The sequence below is a fragment of the Chryseobacterium sp. MHB01 genome (assembly GCF_034651565.1).
Lineage (GTDB): Bacteria > Bacteroidota > Bacteroidia > Flavobacteriales > Weeksellaceae > Chryseobacterium > Chryseobacterium nepalense.
In genome coordinates this window covers 685,018-701,024 of sequence record NZ_JAYEDA010000001.1, presented here as the reverse complement: position 1 = coordinate 701,024, position 16,007 = coordinate 685,018, and the positions used below count along the sequence as shown (strand labels likewise).

General features: G+C 37.5%; 10 protein-coding genes. 1 reads left to right on the top strand and 9 read right to left on the bottom strand.

The window, feature by feature from the left end; all coding sequences use genetic code 11:
* Positions 1-51: 51 nt before the first annotated feature.
* From U9K52_RS03320 to U9K52_RS03290, 7 genes are all read right to left on the bottom strand, one after another.
* Complete coding sequence (locus U9K52_RS03320; RefSeq protein ID WP_322925354.1) at positions 52-1,905, bottom strand: glycoside hydrolase family 13 protein; 1,854 nt, start codon at positions 1,903-1,905, stop codon at positions 52-54.
* A 37-nt stretch (positions 1,906-1,942) separates the two neighbouring features.
* Positions 1,943-2,302, bottom strand: coding sequence for a hypothetical protein (locus U9K52_RS03315; RefSeq protein WP_263603576.1), 360 nt, complete (start codon positions 2,300-2,302; stop codon positions 1,943-1,945).
* On the bottom strand, positions 2,299-2,778 hold the full coding sequence (locus tag U9K52_RS03310; protein WP_312176009.1) for a DoxX family protein: 480 nt from the start codon (positions 2,776-2,778) through the stop codon (positions 2,299-2,301). The genes U9K52_RS03315 and U9K52_RS03310 overlap by 4 nt, the downstream gene beginning before the upstream one ends.
* 58 nt (positions 2,779-2,836) lie before the next feature.
* A complete protein-coding gene (locus tag U9K52_RS03305; protein WP_322925351.1) occupies positions 2,837-4,993 on the bottom strand; it encodes a glycoside hydrolase family 97 protein in 2,157 nt (718 codons plus the stop codon).
* An 84-nt stretch (positions 4,994-5,077) separates the two neighbouring features.
* Positions 5,078-6,187: a SusE domain-containing protein gene (locus U9K52_RS03300; RefSeq protein ID WP_322925348.1), complete on the bottom strand. Its 1,110-nt coding sequence runs from the start codon at positions 6,185-6,187 to the stop codon at positions 5,078-5,080.
* Positions 6,188-6,204: 17 nt separating this feature from the next.
* Positions 6,205-7,797: a RagB/SusD family nutrient uptake outer membrane protein gene (locus U9K52_RS03295; RefSeq protein WP_248392448.1), complete on the bottom strand. Its 1,593-nt coding sequence runs from the start codon at positions 7,795-7,797 to the stop codon at positions 6,205-6,207.
* A 6-nt stretch (positions 7,798-7,803) separates the two neighbouring features.
* Positions 7,804-10,539 carry a SusC/RagA family TonB-linked outer membrane protein gene (locus U9K52_RS03290; RefSeq protein ID WP_322925344.1) on the bottom strand — a complete coding sequence of 912 codons (2,736 nt, stop codon included), beginning with the start codon at positions 10,537-10,539 and terminating at the stop codon, positions 7,804-7,806.
* Between the two features lie 329 nt (positions 10,540-10,868).
* Here U9K52_RS03290 and metG point away from each other — a divergent pair, with 329 nt between their 5' ends.
* Positions 10,869-12,905, top strand: coding sequence for a methionine--tRNA ligase (metG, locus tag U9K52_RS03285; RefSeq protein WP_322925342.1), 2,037 nt, complete (start codon positions 10,869-10,871; stop codon positions 12,903-12,905).
* 244 nt (positions 12,906-13,149) lie between these two features.
* Here metG and U9K52_RS03280 read toward each other — a convergent pair whose 3' ends face one another.
* Positions 13,150-13,851: a class I SAM-dependent methyltransferase gene (locus tag U9K52_RS03280; protein ID WP_322925340.1), complete on the bottom strand. Its 702-nt coding sequence runs from the start codon at positions 13,849-13,851 to the stop codon at positions 13,150-13,152.
* Between the two features lie 511 nt (positions 13,852-14,362).
* On the bottom strand, positions 14,363-15,919 hold the full coding sequence (locus tag U9K52_RS03275; protein WP_322925338.1) for a hypothetical protein: 1,557 nt from the start codon (positions 15,917-15,919) through the stop codon (positions 14,363-14,365).
* Between the last annotated feature and the right edge of the window lie 88 nt (positions 15,920-16,007).

Here is a 16,007-nt window from a genome sequence, read left to right as displayed (position 1 = left end):
TTCGTTCGCAAAGGCGTTTCACTCAGCAAAGTGAATGAATATATTTTTAAGTTACTTTAATTCAATAATCATAGATGTTTTAGCGGGTATGGCCAAGTTGTTTTGCAATGAAAAGTCTTTGTCGGAGATGATGTCTTTTCCTTTTGAAAATCCTTTTAATGATTCAGCAAAATGCTTCAAATCCAATGTCTGCTCTGTTTCATTATTATTTAAAATAACCATCACACTTTCTTTTTCATTATATCTAAAATATACAAAAACATTATTCTGCGGAACGAAATTTTTGGTTTTTCCGGTATGGATGACTTCTTTTCCTTTTCTCCAGTTCAGGAGCTTTTGGGTAAACTGATAAAATTCTTTTTGCCCGGGCGTCTGCGACGAAGGATTAAAGGCATTTTGTTTATCAGACTTCCAGCCGCCGGGAAAGTCTCTTCTAATATCTGCATCACCGCCTTTGTTTTTGTCACCCCTCATTCCTACTTCCGAACCGTAATAAATCTGCGGAATTCCGCGAACGGTTGAAAGCAGGGTTAATCCCAATTGATATGCTTTCGGATCCTCGTTAAATATTTCGTTCCATCTTTCGGTATCGTGATTTTCAAAGAAAATCATTACATTGTTGATGTCAGGATAAAGAAAATCGCTGGATAACGTATTGTAAATCCTGTTCATTCCGCTGTCCCAGCCGTCTTTTTCTTTAAGTGCTTTCGGCAGATCTCCGTACAGCATAAAATCCATAACAGACGGGAGATATGAATTGTAATTTGCGGCCTCACCTGTTTTAGAATTTTTTTGCCATGCTGAAATATGACCAGCCGTACTTAGCCATGTTTCTCCTACGATATTAAAATTGGGATATTCATCGGTAATGGCTTTTGCCCATTTGGCCATGGCTTCTTTATCATTGTAAGGATAGGTATCTACACGAAAACCTCCCAGTTCGGCGTATTCTATCCACCAAATTGCGTTTTGTGTGAGATACTTCAGAACCAACGGATTCTTTTGATTGATGTCCGGCATTGTGGTATCAAACCAGCCGTCGAGAGCAATTTTTTTGTCAATATCAGAAGCATTGGTATCAAACTGGGTAGTCGTTTTGTAATTGGACCGTTTAAATCCGTTTTCACCATCTTCAAACCAGTGAATCCAATCCTTTGTCGGCAAATCTTTGATCATCCAATGCGAAACTCCCCAATGATTAGTGACGTAATCCATCACCAGTTTCATATTCCTTTTATTTAATTTTTGTGAAAGTTCTCGATATTCTTCATTGGTGCCATACCTTGCATCGATTTTATATAAATCGGTTTGTGCATAACCATGGTAAGAATACACTTTTTCGTTGTCTTCATTCACAGGGGTGAGCCATACTGCCGTTGCTCCCAGGTTTTGAATATAGTCGATATTATTGATGATTCCGCGCAAATCTCCGCCATGGCGTCCGCCGGGAAGACTTCGGTTTGCTTTTTCCGTTAATTGAGGATTCGAATCGTTTTTCTCATCACCGTTGGCAAAACGGTCGGGCATAATCAGGTACATTACATCTTTCGAGGTAAAGGATTCCCTTGTTGCGGAATTAGACTGTCTTTGTTTTAGTTCATAAGTGTAGGTACTGATGTTCTTTTTTCCTTTCTTAATATTAATATTGAATTTCGGAACGTTTATTTCAGCAGTATTTACTGTTACAAATACATAGTTCGGATTTTCAACCTTTTGAATATCCTTAATCTGAACTCCGTCTGAAAGCTCAATCTGATCATTGGCAATGTTTTTTCCATAAACCAAAATCTGAAGTTCAGGGTTTTTCATCCCTTTCCACCAAAAAGCAGGTTCTACTTTTTGAATTTGTGAAAAAAATAAAGATGAAGCAAAAAGTGAAGCTGTATATATAAATTTCTGATACATAATTATTTATTAAAAATTACATGAGTGATTTTAAATATTATTTTACCGGCTGATTAAAAACTGCATTGTAATATGTTATCCCCGAATTTTTAAATTCCACCCTCCGATTCGGCATATTTTGAAGTTCATATTCTCCATTCAATGTAAATTTTACTTCCGTGAATTTATAACCCGTTAAATAGGTTACTTTCGCCTGATATACATTATCGCCATTTATTTTTTCGAGTCTGGTGTCCTGCTCCCAGCTCAAGGGTTTATCGTTTCCTCTTATCCCAATGGATTTAACTTCTGTCTGGGCGGGAACTTTGAGGGTGTAAATTACAGTCTGCTTATATGCCTTCTGAACGCAGCCACTCATTATAAAACAAGAGATTATAAGAAGTACTATTTTATTCATCTGCTCATTTTTTTAGCAATTAGATAATCTAATCCCAATCTTCCTGAGCCTAAAATGATATAAAATAAGCTCAACCACATAATTCCCATTGCCGGCAACATATTCCAGACACCCTGACTGGCCTGCTGAAAAAATGCAGCTACGAACATGGTAATGAAAATAAGAACTGCAAAAGGTCTGGTAAACAGTCCCAATAATAAAAAAATCCCTCCCACTCCTTCACTGAATGCTCCCATCCACGCAAAGAATGCGGGAAACATTGCAAAAATCCCTCCGTATTCAGAAACATCATTTGGAAACCAGAAAGCTACCTCAAAAAATTTCAAATTGTTATCTTCCGGAGACCACGGCAAGCCAAATTTTGCGGCTCCAAAGTCGCTAGTCAGTAAATATCCACACACTATTCTGGGAATAGTAAACAGAAAATCCTGCCACCAAAACGGCATTTGAATGGGATTTATAATTCTTTTTATCATAGGAGTTTGTGTTAAAAAAACCCTACAGAATAATCTGTAAGGTTTTAATTATTTAAAATTATTTTACAGGCTTGATAGAGATTGCGAAACCGCCACTTCTCACCATTTTAAAATTGATTTTAGACTTACTTGTGATCTGTTTTTTGTAGATATTGTAACTCTGTGGATTGTTGATGTAATCCGCATCTTTTCCATCTTCATAAATCGTGGCTTCGTATTTTTTTCCTTTATCTAAAAATGAAAAATCTACCGTATATTCACGTTTGTTTTCGTCGGTGATCCCTCCTACGAACCAGTTTTCTGTGCCTTTTGCTTTTCTGGCCGTGATGATATAATCTCCCGGTTCTGCCGATAAAATCTTCGTATCATCCCAGTCTGCAGCGACATCTTTAATAAACTGGAAAGCATCCATATGTTTCTGGTAATTCTCCGGTAAATCTGCAGCCATCTGAAGCGGCATGTACATCACCACATACAAAGCGAGCTGTTTTACCAGTGTTGTTTTTACAAAACGATTGTCTCCTGGGAAGTAATAATCCAGTTTCGTCTGGAAAATCCCCGGCGTATAGTCCATTGGTCCTCCCATCCATCTCGTGAATGGTAGAATCGTCTGGTGATCCGGATTGTTTCCTGCAAAGGCTTCAAATTCTGTTCCTCTTGCTGCTTCTGCTGAAATCCAGTTCGGGTACGTTCTGCTCTCTCCTCCCGGTCTTACCGATTCGTGAGAATTCACCATGATTTTATATTCATTCGCTTTTTCTGCAATTCTATAGAAATGATTGATCGTCCACTGGGAATAATGATGTTCACCTCTTGGTATGATGTCTCCTACATAACCCGTTTTCACGGCATCATAACCATAGTCATTCATTAATTTGAAGGCTTTGTCTGCCCATCTTTCATAGTTCGTGGCCGAACCTGAAGTTTCATGGTGCATGATGAGCTTTATTCCTTTTGAATGCGCATAATCGTTAAGCATTTTGATATCAAAATCAGGATAAGGTGTGATGAAATCGAAAACAAATTCTTTTGAATGTCCAAACCAGTCTTCCCAGCCGGCATTCCATCCTTCGATAAGTAATCCGCCAAAACCGTTGGCTGCCGCAAAATCGATATATTCTTTTACCTTCGTATTATTCGCGGCATGTTTTCCGTTAGGTGTTAATTTGGAAAAGTCCGTGACTCCGATATGAACGTTTTCAGCTGTGGAATACGCCCACTGTGATTTTCCGATGATCATTTCCCACCAGACACCCATGTATTTTGTAGGGTGAATGTACGAGGTGTCTGTATATTTTGTAGGCTCATTCAGGTTGAACATCATTTTAGATGCTAAAACTTCTTCTGCTTTCGGGGACACAATAATGGTTCTCCACGGGGAAACGGAAGAGGTTTGGATATATCCTTTTGCACCCTGTCTGTCGGGAGTTAAGTGTGTTTTAAATTTAAAATTAACCGGATCTACTTCAAGATGTGAAGCAGGATAATTTAACACCGCAGCTTCACCAACATTTACATATAAAGGATCTTTACCTTCTTTTTTCAACATTAAAGGAGACTGTACGGCATTCGGCACCATTTGCTGCGACGCATTACTGTCGAATGAATTCGGCCATCTCGCCGGAATTTCAGAGATTTTTGTTGTCTGCGGCTGATATTCCTGGGAGTCGTAATCCGCTGCAATCCACCATGCTTTCATATCCGTTGGAAAATCAATTTCGGAATCTTCTTCACGGATGACAAAATAGTTAAGGTTTTTCTGCTGTGGAAATTCATACCTGAAACCCAATCCGTCATTGAACAATCTGAATTTAACCACAATATTTCTATCTGTATCGTCCTGATGAAGAGTTACCGCCAATTCATTGTATTGATTGATATAATTTTTTTTCTCTCCCAACACAGGCTGCCAGGTTTCGTTTTTAGAATCCCTTTTTTCTTCTGTTTTGGTAAAGCCGTTGTTGAGGTCAAATTTGGCATCTCCGGGTTTTGCAATTTCCGAAGCAAATTTAATGGCGGTATCTTTAAATAATCTCAGCCCCAATTTAGAATCCTCCACCACTACATTTCCGCTATATTTCAGATTGTAATACGGAATTCCCTGCTTTAGCTGAAAGTTCATCTCAAACTTTCCGTCAGGAGATTGTAAGGATTGGGCATTAATACCAACAAACATTGTTGAGAACAATAACGCTCCCACTGTAATTTTCTTCATAATGATTATTTATAAACTTTTAAAAATAAAGAAAGTGCTGCTTTTCAGCAACACTTTGCTATGTAAATTTAATATAATTTCACCCTACAAAGGCTGTATTTTATAAGTTCCTAATTTTATATCTACAGAAATCTTATAACTACCTCCTGTTCCGTCAAATTTAATATTTCCATTACTTCCTTTCGAACCCAAATAGCCGGTATTTCCATCAGCAGAAATATTTCCCCAGTCAAGATCTCCCCAGCTTTGCTGTCCTAAAAATTTAAATTCTGAAGCAGCCGGAAGAGCGATAGTATGCTCAAATTTCCCGTTTCCTAAATTTGTCATTGGAATAGCTGTTCCGGAATTCCATCCGTTCACTGTTCCTACAAGATACAAATTAGCAGGATTCCAATTATTGATCGGCGAAGCTGAAACAGTAATTGACTTTACAGTAGCGTCTGCATCTATAACGATTTTATACATTCCGGAAGCACCCGTAAATTGCATATTTTCAGGGGTTGAAGGCGATAAATTAGTAGACCATGTTTTAAAGTATCTGTTTCCTGCATTCATTCCCGCAACATCCATACTATAATTTAACGGTCCCCAATCCTGCTGTCCTAAAAATCTAAAGTATTTACCATTCTCCAGATAAGTGTAAATAGTTGACAAATTATCTTTCTTATAAAGCATTTGAGATCCTCCCGCATTCCATCCTACAGCTGAAGCATCACCAACAATGTAGAAAGATGGGTACTCCGTAATATAAGGTGTCACTTTAATAGTAACAACATTAGACTTGACAGCATCAAAACTTCCCAGCTTTGAAGATAATCTCACTTCTATATCAGTGGCAACACCAGGTGCTAATCCTGCGTCCAATAATACATTATTAAATTCAGCAACGGTATAAGAAACTTTTTTTGTTCCGTCTACCAAATCAACATTTTTTGGCGTTGCAAAGTTTGTTCCTTTAACTGCAATCTGGAGCTGATTTTTTTGTGCTACTGCAACACTATAATCAGGATTCGTCCAATCGAATGTAATACCTGTTTGAGATGCATTATCTTTTATTAAAACTAAAGTAGCTTTATCTGCTTTAAGGGTAGATGCAGAAGGTTTTTGCAAAACAGCCTGATCCTCATCTTTCTCACATGAAAAAAGCATAACTGCAATCAGCCCAAAAACTAAAAATTTAAATATATTTTTCATTTTTAAAGTGTTTAATATTAGTATCCAGGATTTTGAATCAAATTAGGATTTGCCACGATATCATTTGCAGGAATTGGAAATAGATTTCTATAATCCTCAACTGCTTTTCCATCTTTCACCCCTCCTTTCCATGGCCATAAATATGATGAAGATGTAAACTTGCCGTAACGGATTAAATCTGTTCTTCTAGTTGCTTCCCACGATAATTCTCTGGCTCTTTCATCCAAAAAGAAATCTGTGTTAATAGATCCAACTGTATTTGCCCCTGCTCTTGTTCTCAAAGCATTCACATAACCCAAGGCCGTAGCTGTACTACCACCGGAGCCCCCTCTTGCAACTGCCTCACCATACATTAAATATATATCTGCTAAACGGTATAAAGGAATATCTGCATCTACAAAATCACCGGAAGCATCTGAACCAGGAGCTCCGTTTGAGAATTTAATATTTTTATACTTTATGAATGCGTATCCATCTGTAAACGTACTTACATTATTTATTTCTAAATTCTGCCCGCTGGTGTAAAAATTACCCCTTTGGTCATTAGGAGTAAACAAATTAACAAATGCCTTTGTTGTTCTTAAACCACCCCATCCTCCGTTGATTCCAAACTGCGAAGCAGGCATTGACCCTCCAACTGCAGCATGCACCATGAAGGTTGATCCTCCATACGTTCTGGTACTCGTACCATCATAATTTACAGATAGAATAACTTCAGGATTGCTTACATTGTTATCAGCCATAAATAGTGATGCGTAGTTTGTTTTTAATGCATATCCTGCACTGATAACTTTATTACAATAAGTAATACAGTCTGTATATCTTGCAGTACCTGTATACACCTGAGCATTAAGATATAATCTTGCTAATAATGCCCATGCTGCGGCTTTATCCGCCCTGCCATATTCATTTGTTCTGGCATCTTTTAATTCGTTAGCACATGCTAAGAGTTCTGATTCTACATATTTGAATAACTCTGCTCTCACAATTCTTGGAGGCGGTGTATTAATAATATCGGTAGTTTCTGTTACATAAGGGACATTTCCAAATAGATCCAATGCGTGATAATATGATTGTGCTCTTAAAAAACGAGCTTCGGCACGCATATATTTTGCTTCTGTAAGATCATTACCTGCAATACCATTTGAAGAAAGTTTTTCGTCTGTGGTATTCTTAATAAATTCATTACTCACAGCAATTACATTGAATATTCTATAATAAATTGCAGCCACAAAAGGATTGGAAGCGTTCCAAGTCATGCTATGCATTTCCGGAAGACCAGCGTCTGCCCATGCTATAACTGCTTCATCAGTAGTTAAAACCTGCATACTGTACATCTGACGAAGATAGTTTGAAAACCCTCCATCAATACCTCCAATATCGGTATTTGCATCACCATTATTCTGGTCTCCCTGTCCCCCGATTGCAAGACCCGCGTAAATTTTAGCCAAAGCTGGTTTATAATTACTAAAATCTTTGTATAACACAGAAGAAGTTAATCCTAAGGTAGGTTCTCTTTCAAGATCTTGTGTACATGAACCTGTGAAAAACAGAGTTCCTAATGTAATAGATCCTAAAATAATCTTTTTATATAAATATTTATTGTTCATGATAAATTAAAATTGAAAGTTAAAGCCAACTGAATACACTTTAGGTCTTTGATAAAATCCGTTATCAACACCTCCGAAAACTTCAGGATCTATTCCTTTATATTTCGTAATGACAAATACGTTTTGTGCCATTGCATTTACTCTTAAATTCGTTCCTTTGCCCATAAATTCTCCTACATTGTAAGCAATTGAGAAATTATCCATTCTTAAAAACGAAGCATCTTCAATAAACATATCAGAGAAAAGTTGTGTTGTTGCAAACTGAGTACTTAGAACGCTCACATTCGTATTACTTAAAAAGTTGTTTGCCTGAATATTTGCAATGGAGCTGTTAGAAGCCGAATTGTTGTAAACATAATTTCCTAAAACCGCTCTCAAAGCAGTACTAAATTCCCATTTTTTAACACTAACTTTTGTAGAAAAACCTAATATTACATCAGGATTCGGAGATTTATAAAAATATTTATCATCTTCAGTAGATTTTCCATCGCCATTTCGGTCTACATAAATACCTTCCAACGGTTTCCCATTATTGTCATAAACCTGTTGATACACATAAAATGCATTTAAGGGTTGGCCCACTGTTATAGCCTGAATATAGTTATTAATTCCTGAAATACTCCCCGCAACAATTTTATATGATTCATCTACATATTGAGATAAACTTGTCACTTTTGGATTAAATCTGGTTGCATTAAGATTAACATCCCAGGTTATATTATCTTTCCTGACAGGAACTATATTTAAATTTACTTCAAAACCTTTGTTTGCAATAATTCCGACATTTTTAACATTGAAATTACTTAGATCGCCTGCCCAAGTAGGTACTTTGGAAATAAGATTTTCTGATTTTTTATCAAAATAGTCAAAAGAACCGCTGATTCTGTTATTGAAAATGGCAAAGTCTAATCCTAAATTTTTCGTAGTTGTGGTTTCCCAGACAAGATTGGGATTATAAACATCAGGTCGTAATAGTGTATAAAAATTATTCCCAAACTGATATTGTGCAGTACTACTGTTACTATAAGAATAAGAACCAAAGGCAGGATAGAAAGTTCCCGTTTCCTGCTGCCCGGTTTTACCCCAACCTGCTCTAACCTTTAATGAATTAATTGTTGAAATATCTCTCAAAAAGCTTTCTTCATTAACTTTCCAGGCAACCGAAACAGCCGGGAAATTACCCCATACATTATCTCTGTTTCCATTCCAGAATGTTGAAGATCCGTCTCTTCTTACTGAACCATTAATAACGTATCTATCTGCAATAGTAAAGATACCTCTTGCATAAAAAGAAACTAATGTTCTTCGTGTATCGCCAGGAGTCGAGAAATCCGTTTTCCTTCCGTTTCCATAGTAAGTGGGCGCCTCCGGAGTGATTGTATTAGTATCCTGATAAGAATAACCACCAATTACATCTACAGTAGTATTAATTGCCTGAATTTTTTTTACATAATTCAAATATGATTCAAATAGTTTACTTTTAATCTCTTGAGAATAAGATCTGTAAGATCCCAGCGTTCCTATTCCCTGAGCAAAATCTTTAGAGACATTTACAGAACCGTCACTTTTTGCATAATCATAAGATCCATTTAAATTCAAACGTAAATCAGGTAAGAAGTGGAATTTATAATCCAACTGCAAACTTGGAATAATTCTGAATACCGAAGAAAGATCTCTTTTACTATACAATAAACCAAGTGGGTTCTTGGTTCCGTTCACATTCAGTCCTGTTGCTGTGTTAGCAGGATCTAGCCATTCATAATACCCTCCATAGTTAGAATTTCCTGAATAAACAGGCTGTGTGGGATCAAAATAAATGGAAGCTCCGATAGCACCACCATCAGGAAACCTGTTTTCAGAGAAAGTTCCTTTAAAATTACCATTAACCGTTAAATGATTATCAAAAAATTTCGGTGAAAAATTTAATCCTAAAGATGTTCTTCTAAATTCATTTGTTTTTACAATCCCGTTTTGTTCATTATATCCTAACGAAACTCTGTATGGTAAACCTTTCACACCGCCTGAAAAAGCGACATTATTATCCGTTCCCCAAGCTTGCTGATAAATTTGATCCTGCCAGTTTGTATCTGCATTACCTAAATAAGATTTTTGTGCAGCAGTTCCATAAGCGTCTACAAAACTTCTGAATTGATCTGCACTCATAACATCAACATTGCCCATTTTCGTCGAAACCGAAAAGTTGGTATTAAAATTCACCTTAAACTTTCCTGTTGTTCCTTTTTTAGTAGTAATTAAAATTACCCCGTTTGAAGCCCTGTTTCCATAGATGGCTGCAGAAGATGCATCCTTAAGAATATCAAAAGTTTCGATATCATTAGGGTTAATTAAGGATAATGGATTTGTTGCTCCACTTAAACTGTTGAAATCAATAGGAACACCATCAATTACAATTAAAGGATCATTATTTATAAATGATGATCCTCCCCGTACTCTAATGGTTGAACCAGCTCCCGGAGCACCACTGTTTCCGGTAATTTGTACTCCCGGTGTTTTTCCGATAATCAACTGATCTGCAGTTGAAGCACCTGCGTTAAAATCTTTTGAAGTAATAGAAGATATCGATCCCGTAAGATCAGTTTTCTTTTGCTTTCCATAACCAATGAGCACTACTTCTTCAATTTTTTTTTCTTTAGTTGCAGTGTCACTGGTTTGTGCATGAATCATTGCACTTGCCAATAGAAATGCAGGTGCAATTTTTAATACCGTTGTAAAATTTCTCACAATATTATTTTTTATATAGTTACTTTTTTCATCATACCGGCCTGAGCCTGCTGCAATTTAAAAAAAAAACATAATTATCTTAAATTTTTAAAAAAAATTGTTAAAATTATGTAAATTAAACGATGAATTAATATTAATCCACTAGTTATCAATATATTAATACAAAATATGCATCGCATAGCACAACATTAAAATTAACAAAAAGTTAAACATGAGTTTAACTAAATGTAATATCCGATCGTATTAATAGACTATAAAACACTTTAAAAAGGACACCTTATACTATTCCGCAGATATTCGTTATCTTTGCACACTAAAACTTACTATAAATGTCGAACAGAAAGATGATTACGGCAGCCTTGCCTTACGCAAACGGCCCGGTTCATATAGGACATTTGGCAGGTGTGTATATTCCTGCAGATGTATATGCAAGATTTCAGAGAAGATTGGGAAAAGACGTAGCGTTTATCTGTGGTTCGGATGAACACGGAATCCCTATTACCATAAGAGCAAAAAAAGAAGGAGTCACTCCTCAGGATATTGTTGACAAATACCATGAAATCATTAAAAAGTCTTTTGCGGATTTAGGAATTTCATTTGACGAATATTCAAGGACTACCTCTAAAAATCATTATGAAACCAGTCAGGACTTTTTTAAGGTTCTTTATGAAAAAGGAAAGTTCACGGAAGAAATGTCTGAACAGTATTTTGATGAGCAGGCCGGGGAATTCCTAGCAGATCGTTATATTGTAGGAACATGCCCGAATTGCGGTAACGAAAATGCTTACGGTGATCAGTGCGAACGTTGCGGTTCTACGCTCTCTCCTTCAGAATTGATTAATCCTAAATCAATGCTGAGCGGAAATGTTCCTATCCTGAAAGAAACAAAAAACTGGTATCTCCCATTGAATGAATATGAAAATTTCCTGAATGAGTGGATCATCGAAGGCCATAAAGACGACTGGAAACCAAACGTTTACGGACAGGTAAAATCATGGCTGAATGACGGACTGAAACCGCGCGCCATGACCCGCGACCTCAACTGGGGCGTTCCTGTTCCGCTTCCCGGTGCAGAAGGCAAAGTATTATATGTATGGTTTGATGCACCGATCGGCTATATTTCTTTCACCAAAGAATGGGCGGAGAAAAACGGAAAAGACTGGAAAGACTACTGGCAGAGCGAAGATTCTGATCTGGTTCACTTTATCGGAAAGGATAATATCGTGTTTCACTGTATTATTTTCCCAAGTATGATGAAGGCGCATGGTGACTTTATCATGCCTGCCAATGTACCGGCATTTGAGTTTTTGAACCTTGAAAATGACAAAATTTCAACCTCAAGAAACTGGGCCGTCTGGGCACACGAATATGTTGAAGATTTTCCCGGACAACAGGATGTTTTGAGATATGCCCTTCTCTCATCAGCTCCGGAAACAAAGGATAATAATTTTACGTGGAAAGATTTCCAGACCAAAAATAATTCTGAGCTGGTAGGAATCTTCGGGAACTTTATCAACAGGGTTGCGGTTCTGATTCATAAATATTATGACGGCGTTATTCCGCAAGGTGATGTTAATGCACCTGAATTACAGGAAATCAGTAAATCGGCTAAAGAAATTTCAGGCTTCCTGGAAAATTATGAATTCAGAAATTCGTTAACAGCTTTAATGAATTTAGCACGTTTCGGAAACCAGTATCTTCAGACTGAAGAGCCATGGAAAACCATTAAGGATAACCCTGAAAAAGCAGCTCATTCATTATTTGTAGGCGCACAGATCGCCGTTGCTTTAGCACAGTTGTGTGAACCGTTTATGCCTTTCAGTTCTGATAAGTTACTGAATATGTTTAATGTTGAAAAGCAAAGCTGGAAGGATGTTGAAACAAAATCTGTTTTAATTGAAACCGGATATACCATCAACGAAGCATCTCTCCTTTTCTCAAAAATTGAAGATGATGTAATCGAAGCCCAGATCCAGAAATTAGAACAGACGAAACAGAATAATAAAAAAACCAATCCAAACGCCAACCCTATGAAAGAAGAGATCACTTTTGATGATTTTACAAAAATCGACCTGAGAACAGCCACGATCCTTGAAGCTGAAAAAGTGGAAAAAGCAGATAAATTATTAAAGCTGACTGTTGATACAGGGGTTGACGTAAGAACCGTTGTTTCAGGAATTGCAGAAAGCTTTACGCCGGAAGAGGTAATTGGAAAGCAGGTGATGATCTTATTAAATCTTGCTCCAAGAAAAATCAGAGGTATCGAGTCTCAGGGAATGTTATTATTAACAACGAAACCAGACGGGAAATTATCTTTTGTAACCCCTGACGACAGCAATGTAGAAAATGGGATTGAGATTGGGTAATCCATCATTCTTAAATAAACAGAATCCACATGAAAACTCATGTGGATTTTTTGTTTTATTGAATGCTTCGACAGTCTCACCATGACATGTCTAATACTTATTTGATTATTAAAATTAAACTTAACTTTTCTTAAAATCTTAATTGAATCTTAATGGTTAAAAAATTGAAACATTAAGGTTATTTAAGTGGTTAAGATTATTAAGAGATTGCTTCGTCGCTTTGCTCCTCGCAATGACTTATATTTTATTTAGTCAGCCTCGCCAGATAAGCATCTTCATCCTTAAGCAATTTTTCGATCTTAAAACCATTGTTTTCAGCAGCATTTTTCAGGGTATTAAAATCAAGATACAGCCATTTGATCGGGTCTTCCGATTCTCCTTTGTAATGAACGATATAATCCAGTTCACCATAATAGCCTTCCGCCGGAATATACACCCCTCCGTCTTCATCACGGTCAAACATATAGAGAATATCGGTACTGTCGATCAGGATCTGTCCGTTTTCATTCAGAAGTGAGTGCAGTTTTTTAAGATAGAGATCAATCACCTGGAGGCTTTGGAAAATTCCGGTTCCGTTCATTAATAAAAGGATCGTATCAAAAGTTTCACCGGAGAATTGCAGCATGTTCTCAGCTACTGCTTTTTTTATTCCCCTCAATCGGCAAACTTCTATGGATCTAGGAGAAATATCCAGGGCTGTTACATCAAGGTTTCTTTCATTTTGAAGATATAAAGAATGTGAACCCGCGCCGGCACCAATATCCAGGACTTTTCCCCGTGACAGTTCCAAAGCTCTCTGTTCGATTTCATTCATTTCTTCAAAATCCCGGAAGAGATATGCAACCGGAAGCTCATCCAGTTCGGAGATTGAAGTTTCAGTCTGCAGATCCTGAGGATTTTCCTGATGGTAATAATCCCGGATCGCCTTTCCCATAAGGTCTTTCATAATGCTAATTCTGACTGTAAATATAGCTGTTTTTGATGTATTTTCAGAATGCTGTTCAGGTAAGTTATGAACGCAATGGTCACAAGAAAATATTTATAATACGTCTGTTTAAACTTTTATAACCACAACAGGTAGTGTGCTAATATGCAATTAATTCTGATACTAATTTGCATATTAAGACTAAGGCAGTATCATCAAGATGATTGCATCGTACGTCACAAGCATCATGTTAGCCTCGACATAAGCATCTTGCTCCGTACGGTCAACGCTGCTTAGATCGGGCGATCAACGCATCTTCAAAGGTACGTTCAACACACCTTCAAAGGTACAGTCAACGCACCTTCAACAGTACGGTCAACACCGCATTGAAAAATAGCAATTTGCGTAAAACCTATTAAGACAATTCCGTAAAATGCAAAGCTCCATTCTATAAATAAAATGAAGCTTTGACTAAGTAAATGAAAAACAAGGTATCGTTATAGCGCAGGCCCTGCTGCGTCTTTTATTTCTTCTAAATTTTTTTTCTTTCACGGAGCCTTCTTCTGGCGATGACCGATTTACCCGTAAGCATTCTTATAAAACGCGTAGAGACAAAACGTTCTTTACCGAAATGATGGGTAAACACGTAGATCAACACACCGATTCCGGCCAGAATGATATATCCGAATATTTTTTTGGTAGCAATGATAATGGCATTCAGCTGAATAAGCTTCATATTGGCAGCCACATTCTGCGGCGATACGGTCATCCCATCCATATATACCGCCAGATCACCGACAGCCACTACCTGAAAACGGTACTGAAACCAGGAATACAGTGCTGAAAAAACACCTACTGCCAGAAATGTTCTCCAGACCAGCACCAGACCAATGGCAGCAAGCATTTCATCCATCTCAAGTTTGTCCAGCGTATAAAACCATACGGAAATAAAAAGTGCTCCCATTCCATATCCTTTCAGGAACATGGGAAGATACCAGTAGCCATAGCTGAACTCCAGCACCATGGAAAAGTACATGATGATCGCATATCCCAACATAGCGGCAAAACCCGAAAAGATGAACATTTTCAGCGGGATTTCTTTTTTAAACCAGAAAATAGCCGTTACACCTGCCAGGATCAAACCGGGAATCATTAAGAGATTCAGTTTCGCATTGGTCAGCTGATCATATCCCAGCACCCCTACTGCAAAAGTATTCTGTAACGAAGTCGTTCCTAAAAACATGCCCAGGCAAAAAAGCATGAATAGACCGTGCTGAACATTATTTTTGGTGAAAATTTTAAAAGACAAATATGGTCTCTTTAAAGTAAGCTGCCGTATCGCAAGCAACGCAAAACTTGCAAAAGCTGCAATTCCCGCATTGATAATTTTGTTTGAATGAAGCCAGTCCTGCTGTTTCCCGAACGAAAAAACATAGGCCGAAAACATAAAGGTTGCCACAAAAAGCAAAACACTCAGCCAGTCTATATAATGCAGCGGAACTTTTAAGGCAAAGTATCGATCATGCATAAAGATCCAATGCAGCAGCGCCAGTACGAAACATCCAACTGCCACAATGATATAAAACTGTTGCCAGTTGTACCGGATAGAAATGTCCACGGCATAGTAAGCTGCTACCTGATTGAGCACCAGAACGAAAGTATAAAATGCGCCATAAAACATTCCGCGGTTTCCAATCATCGCCATCAGCGGAAGAAACAGCTCTATCGTAACCATCATTTTTAAAAACCCGATTACCAGTGAACTGAACACAAAGATCATAGGATCATAGGTTGTGGAATTTAGGTAACTTAGCAATCCTAAAAGCACCAGCAAAACTGTCATTTTATCCCGGACCTTAAATCTCATTTTCATCCTGAGAACAATCGGCATACAGGCGCCCATTCCGATGGTTGTTGCATAATTGGCCCACATGAAATATTCTGTCATCGCACCGGTTCCATTTACGAGATAGCTGATGTTTCCGGTATACACTCCTCCCAACGGCATTACTACTGCAAGCAGCAATACGATAAGAAAAAGCTGTAGTGGCTTGGGAACCCAGTCGTTGTATAGTCCTTTGTTGTACATAGATTTTATATTATGGGAGACGTGAAAAAGTTAGAAGTTAGAAGTAAAATTATAAAGGCTCAAGAGTTTTATGAATTTACAATCTGCT

Coding starts and splice junctions, on each gene's coding strand:
- U9K52_RS03320 (WP_322925354.1), bottom strand. CDS start 1,905: ATGTATCAGAAATTTATATATACAGCTTCACTTTTTGCTTCATCTTTA.
- U9K52_RS03315 (WP_263603576.1), bottom strand. CDS start 2,302: ATGAATAAAATAGTACTTCTTATAATCTCTTGTTTTATAATGAGTGGC.
- U9K52_RS03310 (WP_312176009.1), bottom strand. CDS start 2,778: ATGATAAAAAGAATTATAAATCCCATTCAAATGCCGTTTTGGTGGCAG.
- U9K52_RS03305 (WP_322925351.1), bottom strand. CDS start 4,993: ATGAAGAAAATTACAGTGGGAGCGTTATTGTTCTCAACAATGTTTGTT.
- U9K52_RS03300 (WP_322925348.1), bottom strand. CDS start 6,187: ATGAAAAATATATTTAAATTTTTAGTTTTTGGGCTGATTGCAGTTATG.
- U9K52_RS03295 (WP_248392448.1), bottom strand. CDS start 7,797: ATGAACAATAAATATTTATATAAAAAGATTATTTTAGGATCTATTACA.
- metG (WP_322925342.1), top strand. CDS start 10,869: ATGTCGAACAGAAAGATGATTACGGCAGCCTTGCCTTACGCAAACGGC.
- U9K52_RS03280 (WP_322925340.1), bottom strand. CDS start 13,851: ATGAAAGACCTTATGGGAAAGGCGATCCGGGATTATTACCATCAGGAA.
- U9K52_RS03275 (WP_322925338.1), bottom strand. CDS start 15,919: ATGTACAACAAAGGACTATACAACGACTGGGTTCCCAAGCCACTACAG.